We start from the raw sequence: 16,582 nt of genomic DNA, 5'->3' as shown, positions 1-16,582 counted from the left end.
TTCGTGGGTCAACTGGGTCCGGGGCCTCAGCCGTTGGCCTGCTCGTTGCGGGCGAGCCAGCGCCGGTAGAAGGCGGTGAAGACGATCAGGATGGACAGCAGGATCACGCCGTAGGCGGCGGACTGCGCGTAGTCCCGGGGGATCTGGCCGAAGCCGAGCCGGTACGCCCAGGTGACCAGCAGCTGGGCGTCGGGGGCGCCGGTGCCGAACAGCAGGAAGATGACGTTGAACTGGTTGAACGTCCAGATCACGCCGAGCAGCACGACCGTGGAGGAGACGGAGCGCAGCCCGGGCAGGGTGACGAACCGGAAGCGCTGCCAGGCGGTGGCACCGTCCATCTCGGCGGCCTCGTACAGCTCGGCCGGGATCGACTGCAGGCCGCCGAGCAGCGAGATCATCATGAACGGCACACCGGCCCAGGTGTTCACCATGATCGCGGCAGCCTTCTGCGCCCACGGCTCGGTGAGCCAGCCCGGCTCGGGCAGGTGCAGGAAGGAGAGGATGCCGTTGACGACGCCGCCGTCGGCGAGCATCAGTCGCCAGGAGAAGACGGTGACGAAGGTCGGTACGGCCCAGGGCAGGATGAGCAGCAACCGGTAGGCGGCGCGGCCGCGCAGTTTCTGGTTGAGCAGCAGCGCGAGGCCGAGGCCGAGGGTGTAGTGCAGGAAGACGCAGATCGCCGTCCAGGCGATGGTCCAGACGAAGTGCGACCAGAAGCGGTCGTACGAGCCGGGGCCCCACAGGATGTCGGCGTAGTTGTGGAAGCCGACGAACTTGTAGCTCGCCGGGATCTCATTGACGCCGATCTTGCGGGCCACGTTGAGGCTGTTGGCGTCGGTGAGGGTGAGCCAGATGCCCTCGGCGAGCGGGTAGAGCACCAGCACACCGAGCACCAGTACGACCGGGGCGATCATCGCGTAGGCGTACCAGTGCTTGGCGTAGGAGCGCTTGACGCGTTCCAGCAGGCCCGGACGCTGCTCGCGCTCCCGGCTGCCCTTGCCGGTGGCGCCCTGCACGGCGACTGACATCGTTTACACCTTCTCGGGGGGAATTCTCGGGGGAGCCGACGGCCCGGCCCACCGGAGGACGACAGGTGACGGGCGGCAACGAACAGCAGACCGCGAACAACTGACGACTGACAGATGATGAAATCTGTTCTCTGTTATCCGTTCGCTGCCATCTGTTCGCCGCCGCCCGTCAGCTGTCATCCGTCAGCCGGCGGGCCGGGCGCAGGGACTACTTGGCGAAGCCCGGCAGGAGCTTGGCGTAGTCGGTGGAGACGGTGTTCAGCGCGTCCTGGGTGCTCGTGCCCTGGACGGCCTTGCCCAGGTTGGTGCCGAGCGAGGCGAACAGCGAGCTGTACTCGGGCAGTTCGGGGCGCGGCTTGGCGCTGCTCAGCACGGCCTGGAAGCCGGCGATGCCCGGGTCGGCCTTGACGTCAGCGGTGAAGGCGTCGGAGCGGGTGGGCAGGGTGGAGTTCTTCTGCGCGATGAACGCCTGGCTCTCGGCCGAGGTCATGAAGGCGGCGAACTTCTCAGCGGCGGCCTTGTGGGCCTTGTCGGCACCGGCGTAGACGGCGATGTTGTGGCCACCGGTGGGGGCGGCCGCCTTGCCGCTGGAGCCGGCCGGGACGGCGGCGATGCCGAGGTTGTTCTTGTCGGCGAAGGCCGAGCCCTTGTAGATGTTGGTGATCTCCCAGGGGCCCTGGATGATCGCCGCGACCTTGCCGCTGTTGAAGGCGTCCATCATGTGCGCGTAGGCGTCGGTGGTGACGTCGGCCTTGGCGGTGCCGGGCGAGGTGAACATCGTCTTGTACGTCTCGATGGCCTTGACGGCCTCCGGCGAGGAGACGGTGATCTTCTTGCCGGCGGCGTCGACGGTGTCGGTGCCCTCGCCGAACAGGAACGGCATCGCGTAGTAGCCGTCCGCGGCCTTCAGCCAGAAGCCGTCCACGCCGGCCTTCTCCTTGACGGCGGCGGCGTCGGCCTTCAGCTCGTCCCAGGTCTTCGGCGCCTCGGTGATGCCGGCCTTGGTGAACAGCTCCTTGTTGTAGAGCAGGCCGAGGGTGTCGGTCACCAGCGGCACGCCGTACAGCTTGCCCTCGTACTTGGCCTGCTGGATCAGGCTCGGCTGGAAGGCGGAGGTGTCGGCGGCGGCCGGGGTGCCGTCCAGCGGCTCCAGGTAACCGGCCTTGGCGAAGGCGGCAGTCCAGCCGACCTCGGAGCGGAAGACATCCGGAGCGCCCTTGGCCCCCATGGCGGTCTGGAGCTTGTTCTGCGCCTGGTCGAACGGCACGTTGACGAAGTCGACCTTGATGTTCGAGTTCGCAGCCTCGAACTTCTTGACGAGCTCCTGGTAGTTCGGCGCCTCATTGGTGGCGTTCGACGTGTCCCAGTACGTGAGGGTGACCGGCCCGTCGGCCTTGCCGTCGGAGCTGGAGCCGCTGCTGCCACAGGCAGCCATCGAGACCGCGAGGGCCACAACGAGGGCAGAGGCCGCGATGCCACGCCGCATGAGAACTCCTTGGGAGGGTGGGGGTGCCCGAGATGTTCGGAGACAGGCGCATAATGGCTGCCTCGTGCCGACCGCACCGTTGCTGCCGTCGGGCTCGGGAAGGAAGTTAACAGCGGCGCAAGATCGACGGAAAGTCCTTGCAGCAAGTTTCTGCAAGAAACGGCGATCGTTACGCCCGCGTGTCCTGGACGTTGCCGCACGGTAGCTGACAGCGGCGCAGATTGCCCCGGTTCGTCCGGTTCGCCCCTCCCCGAGCTGGCCGACGAAACCACCGTGCATGGCCGAAATCGGACTGCAGCAGACTGGCCGCATGCGAATCGGGTCCGTCACCAGGGAAGAACTTCCACTCCTCGCCGAGCTGGAGCGGGCCGCCGGCGCACCCTTCGCCGCGATCGGCATGCAGGAGATCGCCGAGGACGAACCTCCGGCGCCGGAGGAGCTGGCGCACTACCTGGAGCAGGGCGTGGCTCTGGTCGCCGAGGCCTCCGACGGAACCGTCGCCGCCTACCTGCTGGCCGAGCCGGTGGACGGCGCGCTGCACATCGAGCAGGTCTCCGTCCACCCCGACCACGCCCGCCGCGGCATCGGCCGGGCGCTGATCGAGCACCTCGCCGAGAGCACCGACGCCCCCGCGCTCACCCTCACCACCTTCGCCGAGGTCCCCTGGAACGCCCCCTACTACGCCCGCTGCGGCTTCCGACCACTGGCCGGGGAGGAACTCACCCCGGGCCTGCGCGAGATCCGCCGCAAGGAGGCCGAGCACGGCCTGGACCGCTGGCCCCGGCTCTGCATGCGCCGGGACCTGCGGCCGTAGGTCCGCCCTTCCTACCAGGCGCCCCACCAACCGGTCCTACCGATCGGCCCCCAGCCGGAGCACGGTCGTCGAGCGGAACTCCTCCCCCGGCCGCAGCTCCGTGCTGGGAAACGCCGGGTGGTGCGGGGAGTCCGGGAAGTGCTGGGTCTCCAGCGCGATCCCGGCGAACGGCCCGTACGGGACGCCGCTCGCCCCGGTGACCGCGCCCTGGAACTTGTTCGCGGTGTAGACCTGGATGCCCGGCTCGGTGGTCAGCACCTCCAGGGTGCGGCCGCTGACCGGGTCCTCCAGCAGCGCGGCCCGCGCCGGGCTGCCGTCCGCCGGCCGGGCGCGCAGCACCCAGTTGTGGTCGTAGCCGCCGGGCCCGGTCAGCTGGGGGTGCTCGTCGTGCACCGACTTGCCGATCGGCGTGGCCGCCCTGAAGTCGAACGGCGTGCCGGCCACCGGCTCGGTCCGGCCGTACGGGATCTGCCGCTCGTCGGCCGGGGTGTACTCGTCGGCGTCCAGCGTCAGCAGGTGGCCGAGGACGTCGCCACTGCCCTCACCCGAAAGGTTGAAGTACGCGTGGTTGGTCAGGTTGACGACGGTCGGCCTGTCGGTGACGGCTCGGTAGGCGATCACCAGCTCGCCGGAGGCGTCCAGGGTGTACGTGACGGTGACGTCCAGCGCTCCTGGGAAGCCCTGGTCCCCGTGCGGGCTGTGCAGCGACAGCCGCACCCCGCCCTCGACCGGCTCGGCCGCCCACATCCGGTGCGCGAAGCCGTCCGGACCGCCGTGGAGGGTCATGCCGCCGCCGGTCGGTGCGAGCTGGTGCTCCTCACCGTCGATGGGCACCGACGAGCGGTCGATCCGGTTGGCGTACCGGCCCACCACCGTGCCGTAGTGCCGGGCCGGGCCGAGGATCTCGGACAACCGGTCGGTGGCCAGTAGCAGTTGGGAGGGGCGGCCGGAGCGGTCCGGCGCGCTCAAGGTGTGCAGGGTCGCGCCGAGGGTGAGCACGCTCGCCTCGTACGGGCCTGCCGTGAGCGTCCAGCGCTCGATCGCGGCGCCGGCGCCCGAGGGGTCCAGGGGTTCCTGCCGCACGCTGGTGGCCTCGCTCGCCATTGGCCTGCTCCTCACTGGCGGCCGCGTCGCACCGCGGGCGCCCGGTTCCGGGTCCGTCGAGGGGTCGCCGCGGCAGCCCCGTGTCCGTCAGCCTAGCGACGAGGGCGGCCGCAGGGGCGCTTCCACGATCCCACACGCCGCCCTACGCGCCGCCGTCCACCACCGGACGCCCTGCACGACCGCCGGGCGCCGGACCCGACCGCCGGGCACCGGGCCCGACTGCCGGGCACCCGACCCGACCGCCGGGCGCCCGACGCTGCGCCCGGCATCGGCCCCCGGCCGCGCCTAGTCGTCCAGGTCCTCCAGCCGGCCCGCGTCCCGCTGCTGCTGCGGCAGCCCGAGCGCCGAGGCCAGGCCGTCCGGCCCGCTGCCCGCCTTGCGGTAGACCGCCGCCAGCCGACGGTTGACCACGCCGATCGGCACCCCGAGCTCGTCGGCGATCCGCTGCGGCGGCACGTCCTGCACGGCCCGCTTGGCGACCTCCCACTCCGCGCTGCTGAGCGTCTCCAGGGTGTCCCGGAAGTCCCGCAGCCCCAGCCGGTTGGGCCGCAGGCCGTAGTTGGCGAGCTCCCGCCGGGCCCGGTCGACCAGCCCCTCCGCGGAGCAGTGCTGAGCCAGCTCGATGCCCTGGTACAGGTACTCCTGGGCGTCCTCCAGCCGCCCGACCCGGCGCAGCGCGGCGCCGAGATCGACCAGCGCGACGGCGTGCTCGTAGCCGGCCGGAGACTGCCCGAGGTACGTCACGGCGTCCTCCAGCAGCTCGACCGCCGCCTGGCCGTCCTCGATCCGGGCCTGCAGGCGCAGCGCGCTGCCGATCGCCGAGGCGGTGCCGAACGCACGTGCGTCCTGGACCGCCTTCTGGGCGTAGTCGCGGGCGCGCTCGGGCTCGTCGTCCGCGATCGCGATGGCGAGGTGGCCGGCCCAGGGCGCCCAGACCGTGTTGTGCCAGCCGCGGACCTCCAGCTGGGCGCCCGCCTCGGTGAGCGCGGCGGCCGCGCCGGCGTACCGGTCCTTGGCGACCAGCAGCTTGCCGTACAGCGAGGCCGCGTCCGGCAGCACCATGGCCGTCGCGTGGTACGGCGGGTGGAAGCCGAAGTCGTTGGCCAGATTCCAGGCCTCCTCGACCCGGCCGCGGGCGATCAGGGTGTCGACCAGCACGCCGATCGCGTCCCAGGCCAGCGGCAGCTTCTCGCCGATCCGCTCGGAGATGCGGTACGCCCGGCGCAGGAAGTCCTCGGCCTCGGCGAGCAGCCCGCGGCGGAACCGGGCCAGGCCCATCAGGAAGTAGGCGAAGCCCCGGTGGGCTCCGCTCCAACCGGCGATCTCGAACTGGATGATGGCGTCCGCGGCCAGCCGCTCGGCCTGGGCGATGCGGTCGTTGTAGATGTACGTCAGGCCGAGCATCGAGGGCAGTTCGAAGCCCCAGGTGGTGTCGGTCCAGCCGAGGCCCTTGGGCAGCCGACCGCCGTCGAGGACCTCGTCGGCGAGCGCGAGCGCCTCGGTGGAGGGAGCGCCGCGCAGGGTGAGGTCCCAGGCGCGCATGGCGAGCACGGCCCGGTCGGCCGCCTCCCGCCCGCTCAGGTTCCGGCACATCTCGCCGAGCCGGACGGAGCGGCCCGGGCCGTCCTCCTCGGACTTGCGGAAGGCGTGCCACATGAACGAGGCGGCCTGGAGCCGCTGGCGTCCGGCCGGGTCGACGGTCTTCCGGGCCTCCTTCTGGCAGACCACGGCGGCCTGGCCCAGCTCACCGGCGTGGGCGAGCACCTCGGAGAGCCGGAAGGTGGCGTCCACGCGCAGTGCGGGACGCAGCGGCACCTCGTCGGGGTCGAGGGCCAGCTTGAGCTGGTTGACGGTGGCGACGGGGTCGGTGAGCAGTGCGGAGCAGCCGAGTTCGTACAGCACCTCGGCCTTGATCTCGTCGGCGGGCGGCTCGTTGAGCGCGCGGTGCAGACAGCGCTGGGCGGCCTCGGGGGCGCCGATCAGCTGGTGCTCGACGGCGGCGCGACGCAGCTTCTTGACGATCCGGTCGTCGCCCTCGCCGGAGTGGGTCTCGACCAGGTGGCGGGAGGCGGCGAGCAGACCGAGTCCGGCGTTCTCGATCTCGGCGGCGGCGATGCCGTGCATGCCGAGGCGGGTGGCGTCCGGCATGGTGTTGTAGATGGAGCTGGCGATCAGCGGGTGGACGAACTCCAGGTTCCCGTTGGGGGTCTGGGTCAGCACGCGCTGCTTGCGCAGCTGCTTGATGGAGTCGCGGGCGCCCTCGGTGCTCTGGGTGGAGATCCGGGTGGCGAGGTCGACCCGGATGTCGGTTCCCAGCATCGCGCAGGCCCAGGCAAAGCGCAGGGTGCTCGCGCCGAGCCGGTCCAGCCAGCTCTTGAGGGTCATCCCGGTGGCGTCGACGGCGAGTTCGCGCAGCTGCCGGGAGTTCTCCTCGACCGGTTCGAGTTCCTGGTCGCGGACCTGGTCGAGCAGGGCGTTGGCCTCGAACGGGTTGCCGTTGACGACGTTCCAGAACTCGTAGCAGAAGGCGTCCTCGGCCTTGTCGCCGAGCTCGGCCCGGATCATGTCGGTGACGGAGCTGAGGGTGAGCCGGTTGAGCTCGTGCTTGCGGCCCTTGAGCGCGAGGACGTCGCGGCGGAAGTCCTGGGTCCCGGTGGGCCAGTCGTTCTCGTCCTCCCGGAAGGCGAAGACGAGCAGGACGGGAAGTTCACTCGATCGGACGGCGAACTTGGTCAGCCAGGAGAGTGACTCCCCGTCCGCCCAGTGCAGGTCGTCGACGATCATCACCATCGGCGCGCGGCGCGGCGCGAGCTGGGTGATGACGTAGTCGAGGCCGTCGCGCACGCCCTGCGGGTCGAGGCGGCGGGCGCCGGCCTTGGGCTGCTTGAGGCCCATGGCCGGTCCGACGACCTCCTCCCAGGTACCCATGACCTGGCTGAACACATCCGGTTGCAGGTCGCTGAGCACGGGCTGGAGCAGCTGGCGCAGTACGTGGTAGGGCTCCTTGAACTGCCGTTCGCCGCCTCGGGCGAACAGCACGGTGGCCCCGTCGCGGAGCTTGGCGATCCGCCGGACCTCGTGCAGCAGGCTGGTCTTGCCGATGCCGGGGCGGCCGGAGAAGGCGAGCAGGTCACCGATCTCGGTACCGCCGGCGGCGAATCCGCGGCAGAGCCGGTCCACGGCGGCCTCCACCGAGCGCAGTTCGGCATCTCGGTCGCGCAACCGGACCCGGGGCGCGGTACCGTCGCCGTCGCGGGCGGAACCAGCGCCCGCCCGAAGTACGTTCTCCTGCTCGGTCACCGTCGCGCCTCCGCCTCGCCCACTCGCGTCACAGCTCCATCACTGCGTGGAGCCGAGGTTAGCGCCGAGCGGACCTCCCCGTGGGGCATTCGTGCAGGCTGGGGCGGACGGTGAGGGTTCGGGCGACTTGCCAAGGGCAATTGCCCTATATCCCTAACATCCAATCATTACATCAGATACCCTACGGCCTTCGAGGCGCAAATGATCTTGCGAATTCCACCCTCACCGTCCGCGTCTCGCCGCGTCAACTCCCCCCACCATCAGTGCTCGAACAAAGAGCGCCCCCACCCTCCGCTGCACCGGGAGTCCGATGTCTGACGACACATCACTTCAGATTCCGTTCCCGCACCGCCGCAGTTCGCACGGCCGGCACGCCACCGCACTGCACAGAGACTGGCTGATCCGTCACCCACTGCTGCCCGACGCCGACCACCCCGGCTACGCGCACTGGGAGGTGGTGGACCTCGCTGCGCTCGGCTATCCGGACGCCGACCCGGACGAACTCGCCCTGGCCGCCGACCTGATGGGCTTCTACTTCCTCTTCGACGACCAGTTCGACGGCCCGCTCGGCCGCCGTCCCGCTGAGGTGGCCCCGATCTGCGAACGGCTGATCGCCGTCCTGCACGGTGCCCGCCCCGACCAGGGCTCCGCGATCGAGACCGCCTTCGCCGACCTGTGGAACCGCAGCGCGCAGGGCATGCCGGCCCGTTGGCAGGCCCGCGCGGCCTACAACTGGGAGTACTACCTGGCCAGCCACCCGGCCGAGGCAGCGGGCCGGATCTCCACCCGGCCGCCGGACCGGGACGGCTACCTGGAGCTCCGACGGGGCACCGCGGCGATGGAGACCATCTTCGACATGGTCGAACGCCTGGGCCAGTTCGAGGTCCCGGCCGCCGTCCTGCACCACCCGGTGCTGCGTCAACTGCGCCAGCTGGCAGCCGACATACCGTCGCTCAGCAACGACGTCCGCTCCTACCCGCTGGAGGCGCCGCGCGGGGACGTGAACAACCTGGTCATGATCGTCCAACGGGAGCGGCGCTGCTCGGCCGAGGAGGCCTGCGCGGCGGTCATCGCCGAGGCCCAGCTGATGGTCGACCGCTGTGCCGAGCTGCGCGACCGGCTGCCGGGTGTCCACCGCGAGTTGGGTCTCTCACGGATCGAACGCACGATCGCCCAGCGGTACGCGGACGGGCTGCTCACCTGGCTGGCCGGCTACCTCAGCTGGGAGGCCCGTACGGGCCGGTACCAACCGGTCTGACCGGCGCGTTCCCGGAGCCGTCCGACGGGCGCGCGCCCCGGGAGTGTCGCCCCCGGTCACGCGGCGGCGTGCGGCGGCACGCCCCGGGAGCGGTCCGGCCGACGTACGGCGGCGCGCGGCAGCACGTCGCCGGGGCGCGACCGCAACGCGTACCCCGCGGTGATCCGACCCGGGCAGCCGCGGTGCTCCGGGTCGGGTCACTCCCGGGTGCCCCGCGGTGCTCCGATCCGTGGCACCCGGAAGTGACCCGATCTCCGGCACTACGGAGCACCGCGAGAGCGGCCGGAAGGCACACCCTCCGTACGGGTCCGGCGTACGGACCGTAGCCGCGCCGGGCGCCCGGCGGCTATCGTGCTCGACGGCGGGCGCCCCGGTGGGGCGCCGGTCCGATTGCGTGTCCGAACCCTCCGCCGGAGCGCCCCTGAACGGGCGCTCCGGCGCGCCGCCCGTAGCCCGAGCCGTGCCGGGCGGCGCCCGACACAGCGAGGAGAGACCGATCATGACGGTCTACCAGCCCCCCGGCACCCCCGGCAGCATCGTCGCCTACCGCTCCCGGTACGAGCACTGGATCGGCGGCGGATGGACGCCGCCCGTGCGCGGCGAGTACTTCGGCAACCCGACCCCGGTCACCGGTGAGGTGTTCACCGAGGTCGCCCGCGGCACCGCCGAGGACGTCGAGGCCGCCCTGGACGCGGCCCACGCCGCCGCCCCTTCCTGGGGCCGTACCCCGGCCGCCGAGCGGGCGCAGGTCCTGCTGCGGATCGCCGACCGGATGGAGGCCAACCTGGAGCAGCTGGCCGTCGCGGAGAGCTGGGAGAACGGCAAGCCGGTGCGCGAGACGCTGGCCGCCGACCTCCCGCTCGCCGTCGACCACCTGCGCTACTTCGCCGGTGCGCTGCGCGCCCAGGAGGGCAGCCTCTCCCAGCTGGACGAGGACACCGTCGCGTACCACTTCCACGAGCCGCTGGGCGTGGTCGGCCAGATCATCCCGTGGAACTTCCCGATCCTGATGGCGATCTGGAAGCTCGCCCCGGCGCTCGCGGCCGGCAACGCGGTGGTACTCAAGCCCGCCGAGCAGACCCCGGCCTCGGTGCTGCTGCTCGCCGAGCTGACCGCGGACCTGCTGCCGCCCGGCGTGGTCAACATCGTCACCGGCTTCGGCGAGGAGGCCGGCGCCCCGCTCGCCGCCAGCAACCGGGTCCGCAAGCTCGCCTTCACCGGAGAGACCACCACCGGCCGGCTGATCGCCCGCTCGGCGGCCGACAACCTGATCCCGGTCACGCTGGAGCTCGGCGGCAAGAGCCCCAACCTGTTCTTCGCGGACGTCGCCGCCGCCTCGGACGCCTTCTACGACAAGGCCGTCGAGGGCTTCGCGATGTTCGCCCTCAACCAGGGCGAGGTCTGCACCTGCCCCAGCCGCGCGCTGATCGACTCCGCGATCTACGAGCGGCTGCTCGCCGACGGCCTGGAGCGGGTGCGGGCGATGCGCCAGGGCGACCCGCTGGACACCGAGACCCAGGTCGGCGCCCAGGCCAGCGTCGAGCAGCTGAAGAAGATCCTGTCCTACTTCGAGATCGGCCAGGCCGAGGGCGCCAAGGTGCTGGTGGGCGGCGAGCGGGCCGACCTCGGCGGCGCGCTGGCCGGCGGGTACTACGTGGCGCCGACGGTCTTCGAGGGCGACAACTCGATGCGGGTCTTCCAGGAGGAGATCTTCGGGCCGGTCGTCTCGGTCACCCGCTTCGACGGCTTCGACCAGGCCGTCGCCCTTGCCAACGACACCCAGTACGGGCTCGGCGCGGGCGTCTGGACCCGCAGCCTCAACACCGCCCACCGGGCCGGACGCGCCATCCAGGCGGGCCGGGTCTGGACGAACTGCTACCACGCCTACCCGGCCCACGCGGCCTTCGGCGGCTACAAGAACTCCGGCATCGGGCGGGAGAACCACAAGGCGCTGCTGGAGCACTACCAGCAGACCAAGAACCTGCTGGTCAGCTACTCCCCCGACGCGGTCGGCTTCTTCTAGGCCCTTCGGAGGCCACCGACGCCTCCGGAGGCCGCCGGAAGTCACCGGCCCCTCGGCGGAAGCGGAGCGGGAGGCCCACTGCGGCCGCCCGCTCCATCGCCACTCCCCGTGGCGAGCTCCGGGGCGAATCATCGCTTCCGGGGATCCAAGCACATGAATCCCCGGCATTTTCCCGACGCGCCGCCGACATGCCCGGACGGCCCGCGCGAACGCCGTAGACAGGACTCCCGAACCCCTCACCCTCCCCGGGAGCCCCCTGTGACCATCGCCACCGCCAAGCTCAGCGACCCCGTCGTCCGCGCCGTCGTCACCGCGATCAACGCGGGCGACCGCGAGGCCTTCGTCGGACTGCTCACCGACGGCGCGACCATGTCCGACGACGGCTCCGACCGGGACCTGACGGACTGGATCGACAGCGAGATCTTCACCGCCCACGGCCGGATGGACGTCCAGACGGAATCCGACGGCGGCCGCGCGCTGGTCGCCAACTTCACCAACGACACCTGGGGCGAGATGCGCACCGCCTGGCGCTTCACCGTGGACGGCGGGAAGGTCAGCCGCTTCGAGACCGGCCAGGCGTAACCGGACGGCCGGGCTTGGCGGGACGCCCTGGCCCGGCGGGACAGCCGGGCTTGGCAAGACGGCCGGGCGCAGCGGCCCGGCCGGGCACGGCAGTCCCCGGGCTCAGGACAGCCCCAGGCACCCCCGCACCGCGCGGATCAGGTTCCGCGAGCGGACGTCCCCGGTGACGCCCGGCTGCATGCCGTTGGTGACGTAGCCGAAGCCCAGCCCCAGGTCGGGGTCGGCGAAGCCCAGCGAACCGCCCCGGCCCGGGTGGCCGAAGCTCGCCGGGGAGGCCATCGGCGCGGTCGGGCCGTGCCGCCAGAAGCCCAGGCCGAAGGTGGAGTTGACGATCAGCACCCGGTCCGGCCCGCTCACCACCGGCGCGACCGCGCGCGCCAGCACCTCGGGGCCGAGCAGCGGCGGCAGCAGCGCGCCGGAGCCGTCCGGGCGGTCGGCCGCACCGATCAGCGCCGCGTAGAACCGGGCCAGCGACCGGGCGGTGCCGATGCCGCCGGCGCCGGGGATCTCGGCGGCCTGCACCGCCGGGTCGTTGAGGTCCACCCCGGGGCGCACCGAGGCGAAGGAGCGGGCGGTCAGCGAGGCCGGGTCCTGGTAGGCGTCCCGGACGGCCTGCTTGGGCCGCAGCCGCAGCCCGCTCGGGCCGGTCCGGGCCGCCTCCGGGGCGGGCAGGTCGACCAGCTTGCCGACCCGGGGCGCGGCACCGGCCGGCAGCCCGATCCACAGGTCCAGCCCGAGCGGCCGGGCGATCTCCTCGGCGAAGTACCGGCCGATCGTCCGGCCGCTCACCCGCCGCACCACCTCGCCGACCAGCCAGCCGAAGGTGTACGGGTGGTAGCCGTGCGCGGTGCCGGGTTCCCAGGCGGGTGTCTGCGCGGCGACGGCGGCGGCCGCGCGCTCCCAGGTGAGCACGTCCTCCAGCCGCAGCGGCGCGTCCAGCGCGGGCACCCCGGCCTGGTGCGAGAGCAGCCAGTGCACCGGTACCCGGCCCTTGCCGGCCGCCGCGAACTCCGGCCAGTACGAGGCCGCCGGTGCGTCCAGGTCGAGCAGGCCGCGCTCGGCCAGCAGCAGGGCGGTGGTCGCGGTCAGGCCCTTGGTGACCGAGCGCAGCACCTGCGCGGTGTCCGCCGTCCACGGCACCGCGGGCGCCGGCCGGCCGCCGAACTCCGGCCGGGCGTCGCCGCCCCACAGGTCGACCACCTTGCGGCCGCGCACGTACAGGGCGAAGGCCGCGCCGAGCTCGCCGTAGTCGGCAAAGTTCCGCACGAAAGCCGCCCGTACGGGCTCGAACCCCTCGGCCGTCTCGCCCCAGATCTCCACCACCGCGCGCCGTCCTCGACCAGTTCCGCTACTTCTCGTGCCACTCGCGCTCGTTCTCGATCTCCTTCGATCGAATCCGTTCGAACCGAGCCCGGAAACCCTAGCCTGTCCCCCATGACCAACCCTGCCGAGGAACTGCTGGACATCGTGGACGAGCACGACCGCGTGATCGGGACCGCCCTGCGCGGCGAGGTGTACCGGCGCGGGCTCACCCACCGCTGCGTCTTCATCCTGGTCCGCGACCCGGCCGGGCGGATCTTCGTCCACCGCCGCACCGACACCAAGCTGTTCGCCCCCGGCGCGTACGACATGTTCGTCGGCGGCGTGGTCGGCTCCGGCGAGACCTACGCCGAGGCCTCCGTCCGCGAGGCCGAGGAGGAACTCGGCGTGCGCGGCATCACCCCGCGCCCCCTGTTCAAGTTCCTCTTCGAACAGGACCGGCTCTCCTGGTGGTGCGACACGTACGAGGCCGAGTGGGACGGCCCGGTCTCCCCCCAGGAATCCGAGGTCGCCTGGCACGCCTGGCTCACCCCCACCGAACTCGCCGACCGCCTCGCCCACGACGCCTTCGTCCCCGACGGCGTCGAGGCCTACCGCCGTTACCTGGACCTCCGGTCCGCATAGCGCCGCCACGGCCTCGGGATCCGGGGGCGGAGTGCGGGCGGGGCGGCAGGCCCCCTGGCTCCACCGGAGGGCCGTCGACGAACTAGGGTGGCGCGCATGGCCTCCCGTACGCCGTCACCGACGGCCGACCGCGCAGCACGGACCTCCGCATCCGCCCGGGCAGCGGGCGAGCGGCCGCGGCGGCGACTGAGCGTGGACGAGCGGCGGGAGCAGCTGATCGCGGTGGCGCTGGAGCTGTTCAGCCGGCGGCCGCCGGAGGAGGTGTCGATCGACGACATCGCCGCCGCCGCGGGTGCCTCCCGGCCGCTGGTGTACCACTACTTCCCCGGCAAGCAGGCGCTGTACGAGGAGTCGCTGCGGCGGGCCGGGCAGGAGCTGTCGGCCCGGTTCGAGGAGCCCATGGAGGGGCCCCTGTCGGAGCGGCTGTACCGGGTGATGGGCCGCTACCTGGACTTCGTGCAGAGCCACGGGCCGGGCTTCGCCGCGCTGCTGCGCGGCGGCTCGGTGGCGGCCAGCGCGGGCACCTCGGCGGTGATCGACGAGGTGCGCCGGGCCGCGCAGGAGCAGATCCTGACCCACCTGGCCATCCCCGCGCCGAGCGTCGGGCTGCGGCTGACCGTCCGGGCCTGGATCGCCAACGCCGAGATCACCTCGCTGGAGTGGCTGGCCGAGCGCTCGGTGCCGCTGGAGGAGCTCCAGCTGCACCTGGTGCAGGAGTTCGTCGCGGCGCTCACCCTCACCGCCGCCCGCGAGCCGGCCCTCGCCGCCGAACTGGCCTCCTTCTTCGCCGACGAGCACCCGGACGGCCCGACCGGACGCCTGGTGCGGGACCTCGCGGGGCTGTTCGCCGTGCCGGGGATCGTCGAGGCGGTCACCGCGCTCGCCGCCGGCACCCCTGAGGACGGATCCACGGGGGCCACCGGGGCCGCCGCCGAGTGACCGGCGCGGTCGCCCCGGCGGCCGTCGGAGCGGTCGTCGAAGTCATCGGGCGGCGGTCGTCCGAGTGATCATCGGGCCATCCTGCGGTTCGGTCAGGACAGTGGGCTCTGATAGGAATGAGCAGGGATCTGACGGCGCGCCGCCGCGGCGGGCCCGGTCCCACCCGAACCACCGACGGTAGACGGAGCAGAGCGGGGGGCTCACCAGTTGACCCAGGACGTCCAGTTCAGCGTGGAGGCCAATCCCTTCGCGGCAGCGGAGCAGGTCTGTGCGACCCTCGGCACCCTCACCGACGCCCTCTTCGACGAGCACACCTCGCGCCACCCGGCGGCCTCGCTGCGCGCCCTGCGGACGGTCGAACACCCTGCCGCCGAGGCACTGTTCGGCCTGCCACTGGCCCCCAACGGCCCGGTGCACACCGCCCTCGACCGGCTCGGCACGGTGACCACCGCGGGCACCGCCCGTCCGGGCACCGGCGCGCGGCTCACCGACCGGGTGGTCGCCGCGCTCCAGACCCGGTACGGCGGCGGCGCGGTGCGCGGAGCCATCGCCGACCGGGGCACCACCTCGGCCGCGCTGTTCCAGCTGCCGGTCACCGGCGAGTTCGCCGACGCCAAGCTGCGCCCGCCGTTCGCCCCCGCGCTGGCCGCACTGGCGGCCGGGCAGCAGACCCGGCAGCCGGTCGAACTGCCCACCGGTGCGGGCGCCGAGGTCCGGCTGGTCGTGCCGCCCGGTTTCCACTCGCTGACCTCCCCGGGCGGTCCGCCCGGCGTCTCCGCCCGTACGGTGCCCCCGCCGCCCGACGACGAGGGCCGGGCCGGCGGTGCCGCCCCGGCCACCGTGGCGGCCGCCGACGAACTCGCCCGGCACCTGGCCGAGGTCGCCGAGGAGCTGTTCAGCGCCGCCGGCCCGGAGCCGCGGCGCGACTTCGCGGTGATCTCCGCCACCCTGTCCGACCTGATCCGCGACGCGGGCGTCGTGTACGCCGGTGTCTGCGCCCTGGAGTTGGACGACCGCACCTCGGACGCCGCCCTGGTCGTCTCGCTCGCCCGGCACCCGTTGCCGATCACCCCGCTCGCCACCGAGCTGGCCACCGTCCGGCGGCACGCCGAGGTGTGGACCGTCCTGCTGCCGGCCGGACCAGCCGCCGTCCTCGTCGAGGGCCGCACCGTCCCGGTGCCCGGGCCGCTGGCCGCCGACGGGCAGCGGCGCTGGGTGGTCACCTCGGCCGTCCAGGCCTTCGTCCCGCTGCCGGACGGCGGGACGGTGCTGTGCGCGCAGCTGTCCACGGCGCGGCCGGAGGACTGGGAGCTGTACACGGAGGCGTTCGCGGAGCTGCTGAAGAGCATCCAGTTCGGTTGGGACGGAGTACCGGCCCCGAGCGCCGCGGCTGCCGTGCCGGCACCGGTCCCGTCTCAGGCGCCGGTCCCGTCTCAGGCGCCGACTGCGGCGCAGGCTCCTGCTTCCGCCGTCGAGGAGGAGCTGGAGGAGGTGCCGGTGCACCTGCGCGGCACGCCGGTACGGGTGCCTCCCGCGGACTTCAACCCCTTCGCGCCGGTCGCGGAGGTCCCCGCCACCGGCGGGAACGACGCGGCGCCCGGTGCCGAGGACGGTCCGAAGGGCACCCCGGTGATGGTCCCGCCGCCGGACTTCAACCCCTTCACCATGGAGGGCATCCCGGACGTGTCGGGTGACGCGCCCGCGACCCCGCCCGCCGGAGCCGCTCCGGTCGCCGACCCGTTCGGCACCACGGTCGCGGCCGAGCAGAAGGCCGATCCGTTCGGCACTACTCTCCCGGCCCAGGGCGCTGCCGTCCCGCCGCCGCCCTCGACCCCGCCCGTCATCCCGGCCCAGGCGCCGCCCGGCGCCGCCGAAACGACGGAGCAGGGTTCGGAGCAGGGCGGGAACGCGGAGGATCCGGCTCCAAGCAAGGGCACGCCGGTGATGATCCCGCCGCCGGACTTCAACCCCTTCACCATGGAGGGCATCCCGGACGTGTCGGCCGCCGAGCCGGAGCCGGCGGACGAGGCGAATGCCGCGCCGGAGAGCCGCCCGTTCGGCTGAGCCGGGCGGGGGCCTGGGGGCGACGCGGCGACGATACAGC

12 protein-coding genes are annotated in these 16,582 nt (G+C 72.7%); 7 read left to right on the top strand and 5 right to left on the bottom strand.

Annotated elements, in window-relative coordinates; translation table 11 throughout:
• Positions 1-26 precede the first annotated feature (26 nt).
• Both ACIRRH_RS35410 and ACIRRH_RS35405 read right to left on the bottom strand, forming a co-directional pair.
• Positions 27-1,028 carry a carbohydrate ABC transporter permease gene (locus tag ACIRRH_RS35410; RefSeq protein ID WP_403075730.1) on the bottom strand — a complete coding sequence of 334 codons (1,002 nt, stop codon included), beginning with the start codon at positions 1,026-1,028 and terminating at the stop codon, positions 27-29.
• 208 nt (positions 1,029-1,236) lie between these two features.
• Positions 1,237-2,514: an extracellular solute-binding protein gene (locus tag ACIRRH_RS35405; RefSeq protein ID WP_403075728.1), complete on the bottom strand. Its 1,278-nt coding sequence runs from the start codon at positions 2,512-2,514 to the stop codon at positions 1,237-1,239.
• 310 nt (positions 2,515-2,824) lie between these two features.
• On the opposite strand from ACIRRH_RS35405, the gene ACIRRH_RS35400 reads away from it, so the two are divergent.
• Positions 2,825-3,328, top strand: a complete 504-nt coding sequence (locus ACIRRH_RS35400; protein ID WP_403075726.1) for a GNAT family N-acetyltransferase — start codon at positions 2,825-2,827, stop codon at positions 3,326-3,328.
• A gap of 36 nt (positions 3,329-3,364) precedes the next feature.
• Here ACIRRH_RS35400 and ACIRRH_RS35395 read toward each other — a convergent pair whose 3' ends face one another.
• Together ACIRRH_RS35395 and ACIRRH_RS35390 are read right to left on the bottom strand one after the other, a co-directional pair.
• Positions 3,365-4,432, bottom strand: coding sequence for an aldose epimerase family protein (locus ACIRRH_RS35395; RefSeq protein ID WP_403075723.1), 1,068 nt, complete (start codon positions 4,430-4,432; stop codon positions 3,365-3,367).
• A gap of 285 nt (positions 4,433-4,717) precedes the next feature.
• Positions 4,718-7,732 (bottom strand): ATP-binding protein, encoded by a 3,015-nt coding sequence (locus ACIRRH_RS35390; protein WP_403075722.1) that lies wholly within the window; start codon positions 7,730-7,732, stop codon positions 4,718-4,720.
• 310 nt (positions 7,733-8,042) lie between these two features.
• On the opposite strand from ACIRRH_RS35390, the gene ACIRRH_RS35385 reads away from it, so the two are divergent.
• The 3 genes from ACIRRH_RS35385 (at position 8,043) to ACIRRH_RS35375 (ending at position 11,595) form a co-directional block, all read left to right on the top strand.
• On the top strand, positions 8,043-8,990 hold the full coding sequence (locus ACIRRH_RS35385) for a terpene cyclase (RefSeq protein ID WP_403075721.1): 948 nt from the start codon (positions 8,043-8,045) through the stop codon (positions 8,988-8,990).
• Positions 8,991-9,489: 499 nt separating this feature from the next.
• Positions 9,490-11,013, top strand: a complete 1,524-nt coding sequence (locus tag ACIRRH_RS35380; protein WP_403075718.1) for an aldehyde dehydrogenase family protein — start codon at positions 9,490-9,492, stop codon at positions 11,011-11,013.
• Positions 11,014-11,271: 258 nt separating this feature from the next.
• Complete coding sequence (locus tag ACIRRH_RS35375; protein WP_403075716.1) at positions 11,272-11,595, top strand: nuclear transport factor 2 family protein; 324 nt, start codon at positions 11,272-11,274, stop codon at positions 11,593-11,595.
• A 102-nt stretch (positions 11,596-11,697) separates the two neighbouring features.
• Here the strand turns inward: ACIRRH_RS35375 and ACIRRH_RS35370 are convergent, their stop codons facing one another.
• A complete protein-coding gene (locus ACIRRH_RS35370) occupies positions 11,698-12,918 on the bottom strand; it encodes a serine hydrolase domain-containing protein (protein ID WP_403075714.1) in 1,221 nt (406 codons plus the stop codon).
• Between the two features lie 111 nt (positions 12,919-13,029).
• Here ACIRRH_RS35370 and ACIRRH_RS35365 point away from each other — a divergent pair, with 111 nt between their 5' ends.
• The 3 genes from ACIRRH_RS35365 (at position 13,030) to ACIRRH_RS35355 (ending at position 16,542) form a co-directional block, all read left to right on the top strand.
• Positions 13,030-13,539: an NUDIX hydrolase gene (locus ACIRRH_RS35365; protein ID WP_403075711.1), complete on the top strand. Its 510-nt coding sequence runs from the start codon at positions 13,030-13,032 to the stop codon at positions 13,537-13,539.
• 96 nt (positions 13,540-13,635) lie between these two features.
• Positions 13,636-14,478: a TetR/AcrR family transcriptional regulator gene (locus ACIRRH_RS35360; RefSeq protein ID WP_403075709.1), complete on the top strand. Its 843-nt coding sequence runs from the start codon at positions 13,636-13,638 to the stop codon at positions 14,476-14,478.
• A 207-nt stretch (positions 14,479-14,685) separates the two neighbouring features.
• Positions 14,686-16,542, top strand: a complete 1,857-nt coding sequence (locus tag ACIRRH_RS35355; RefSeq protein ID WP_403075706.1) for a hypothetical protein — start codon at positions 14,686-14,688, stop codon at positions 16,540-16,542.
• Positions 16,543-16,582: the final 40 nt, after the last annotated feature.

Source organism: Kitasatospora sp. NPDC101235, from assembly GCF_044767505.1.
Lineage (GTDB): Bacteria > Actinomycetota > Actinomycetes > Streptomycetales > Streptomycetaceae > Kitasatospora.
This window is presented reverse-complemented; position numbering and strand designations above follow the sequence as displayed.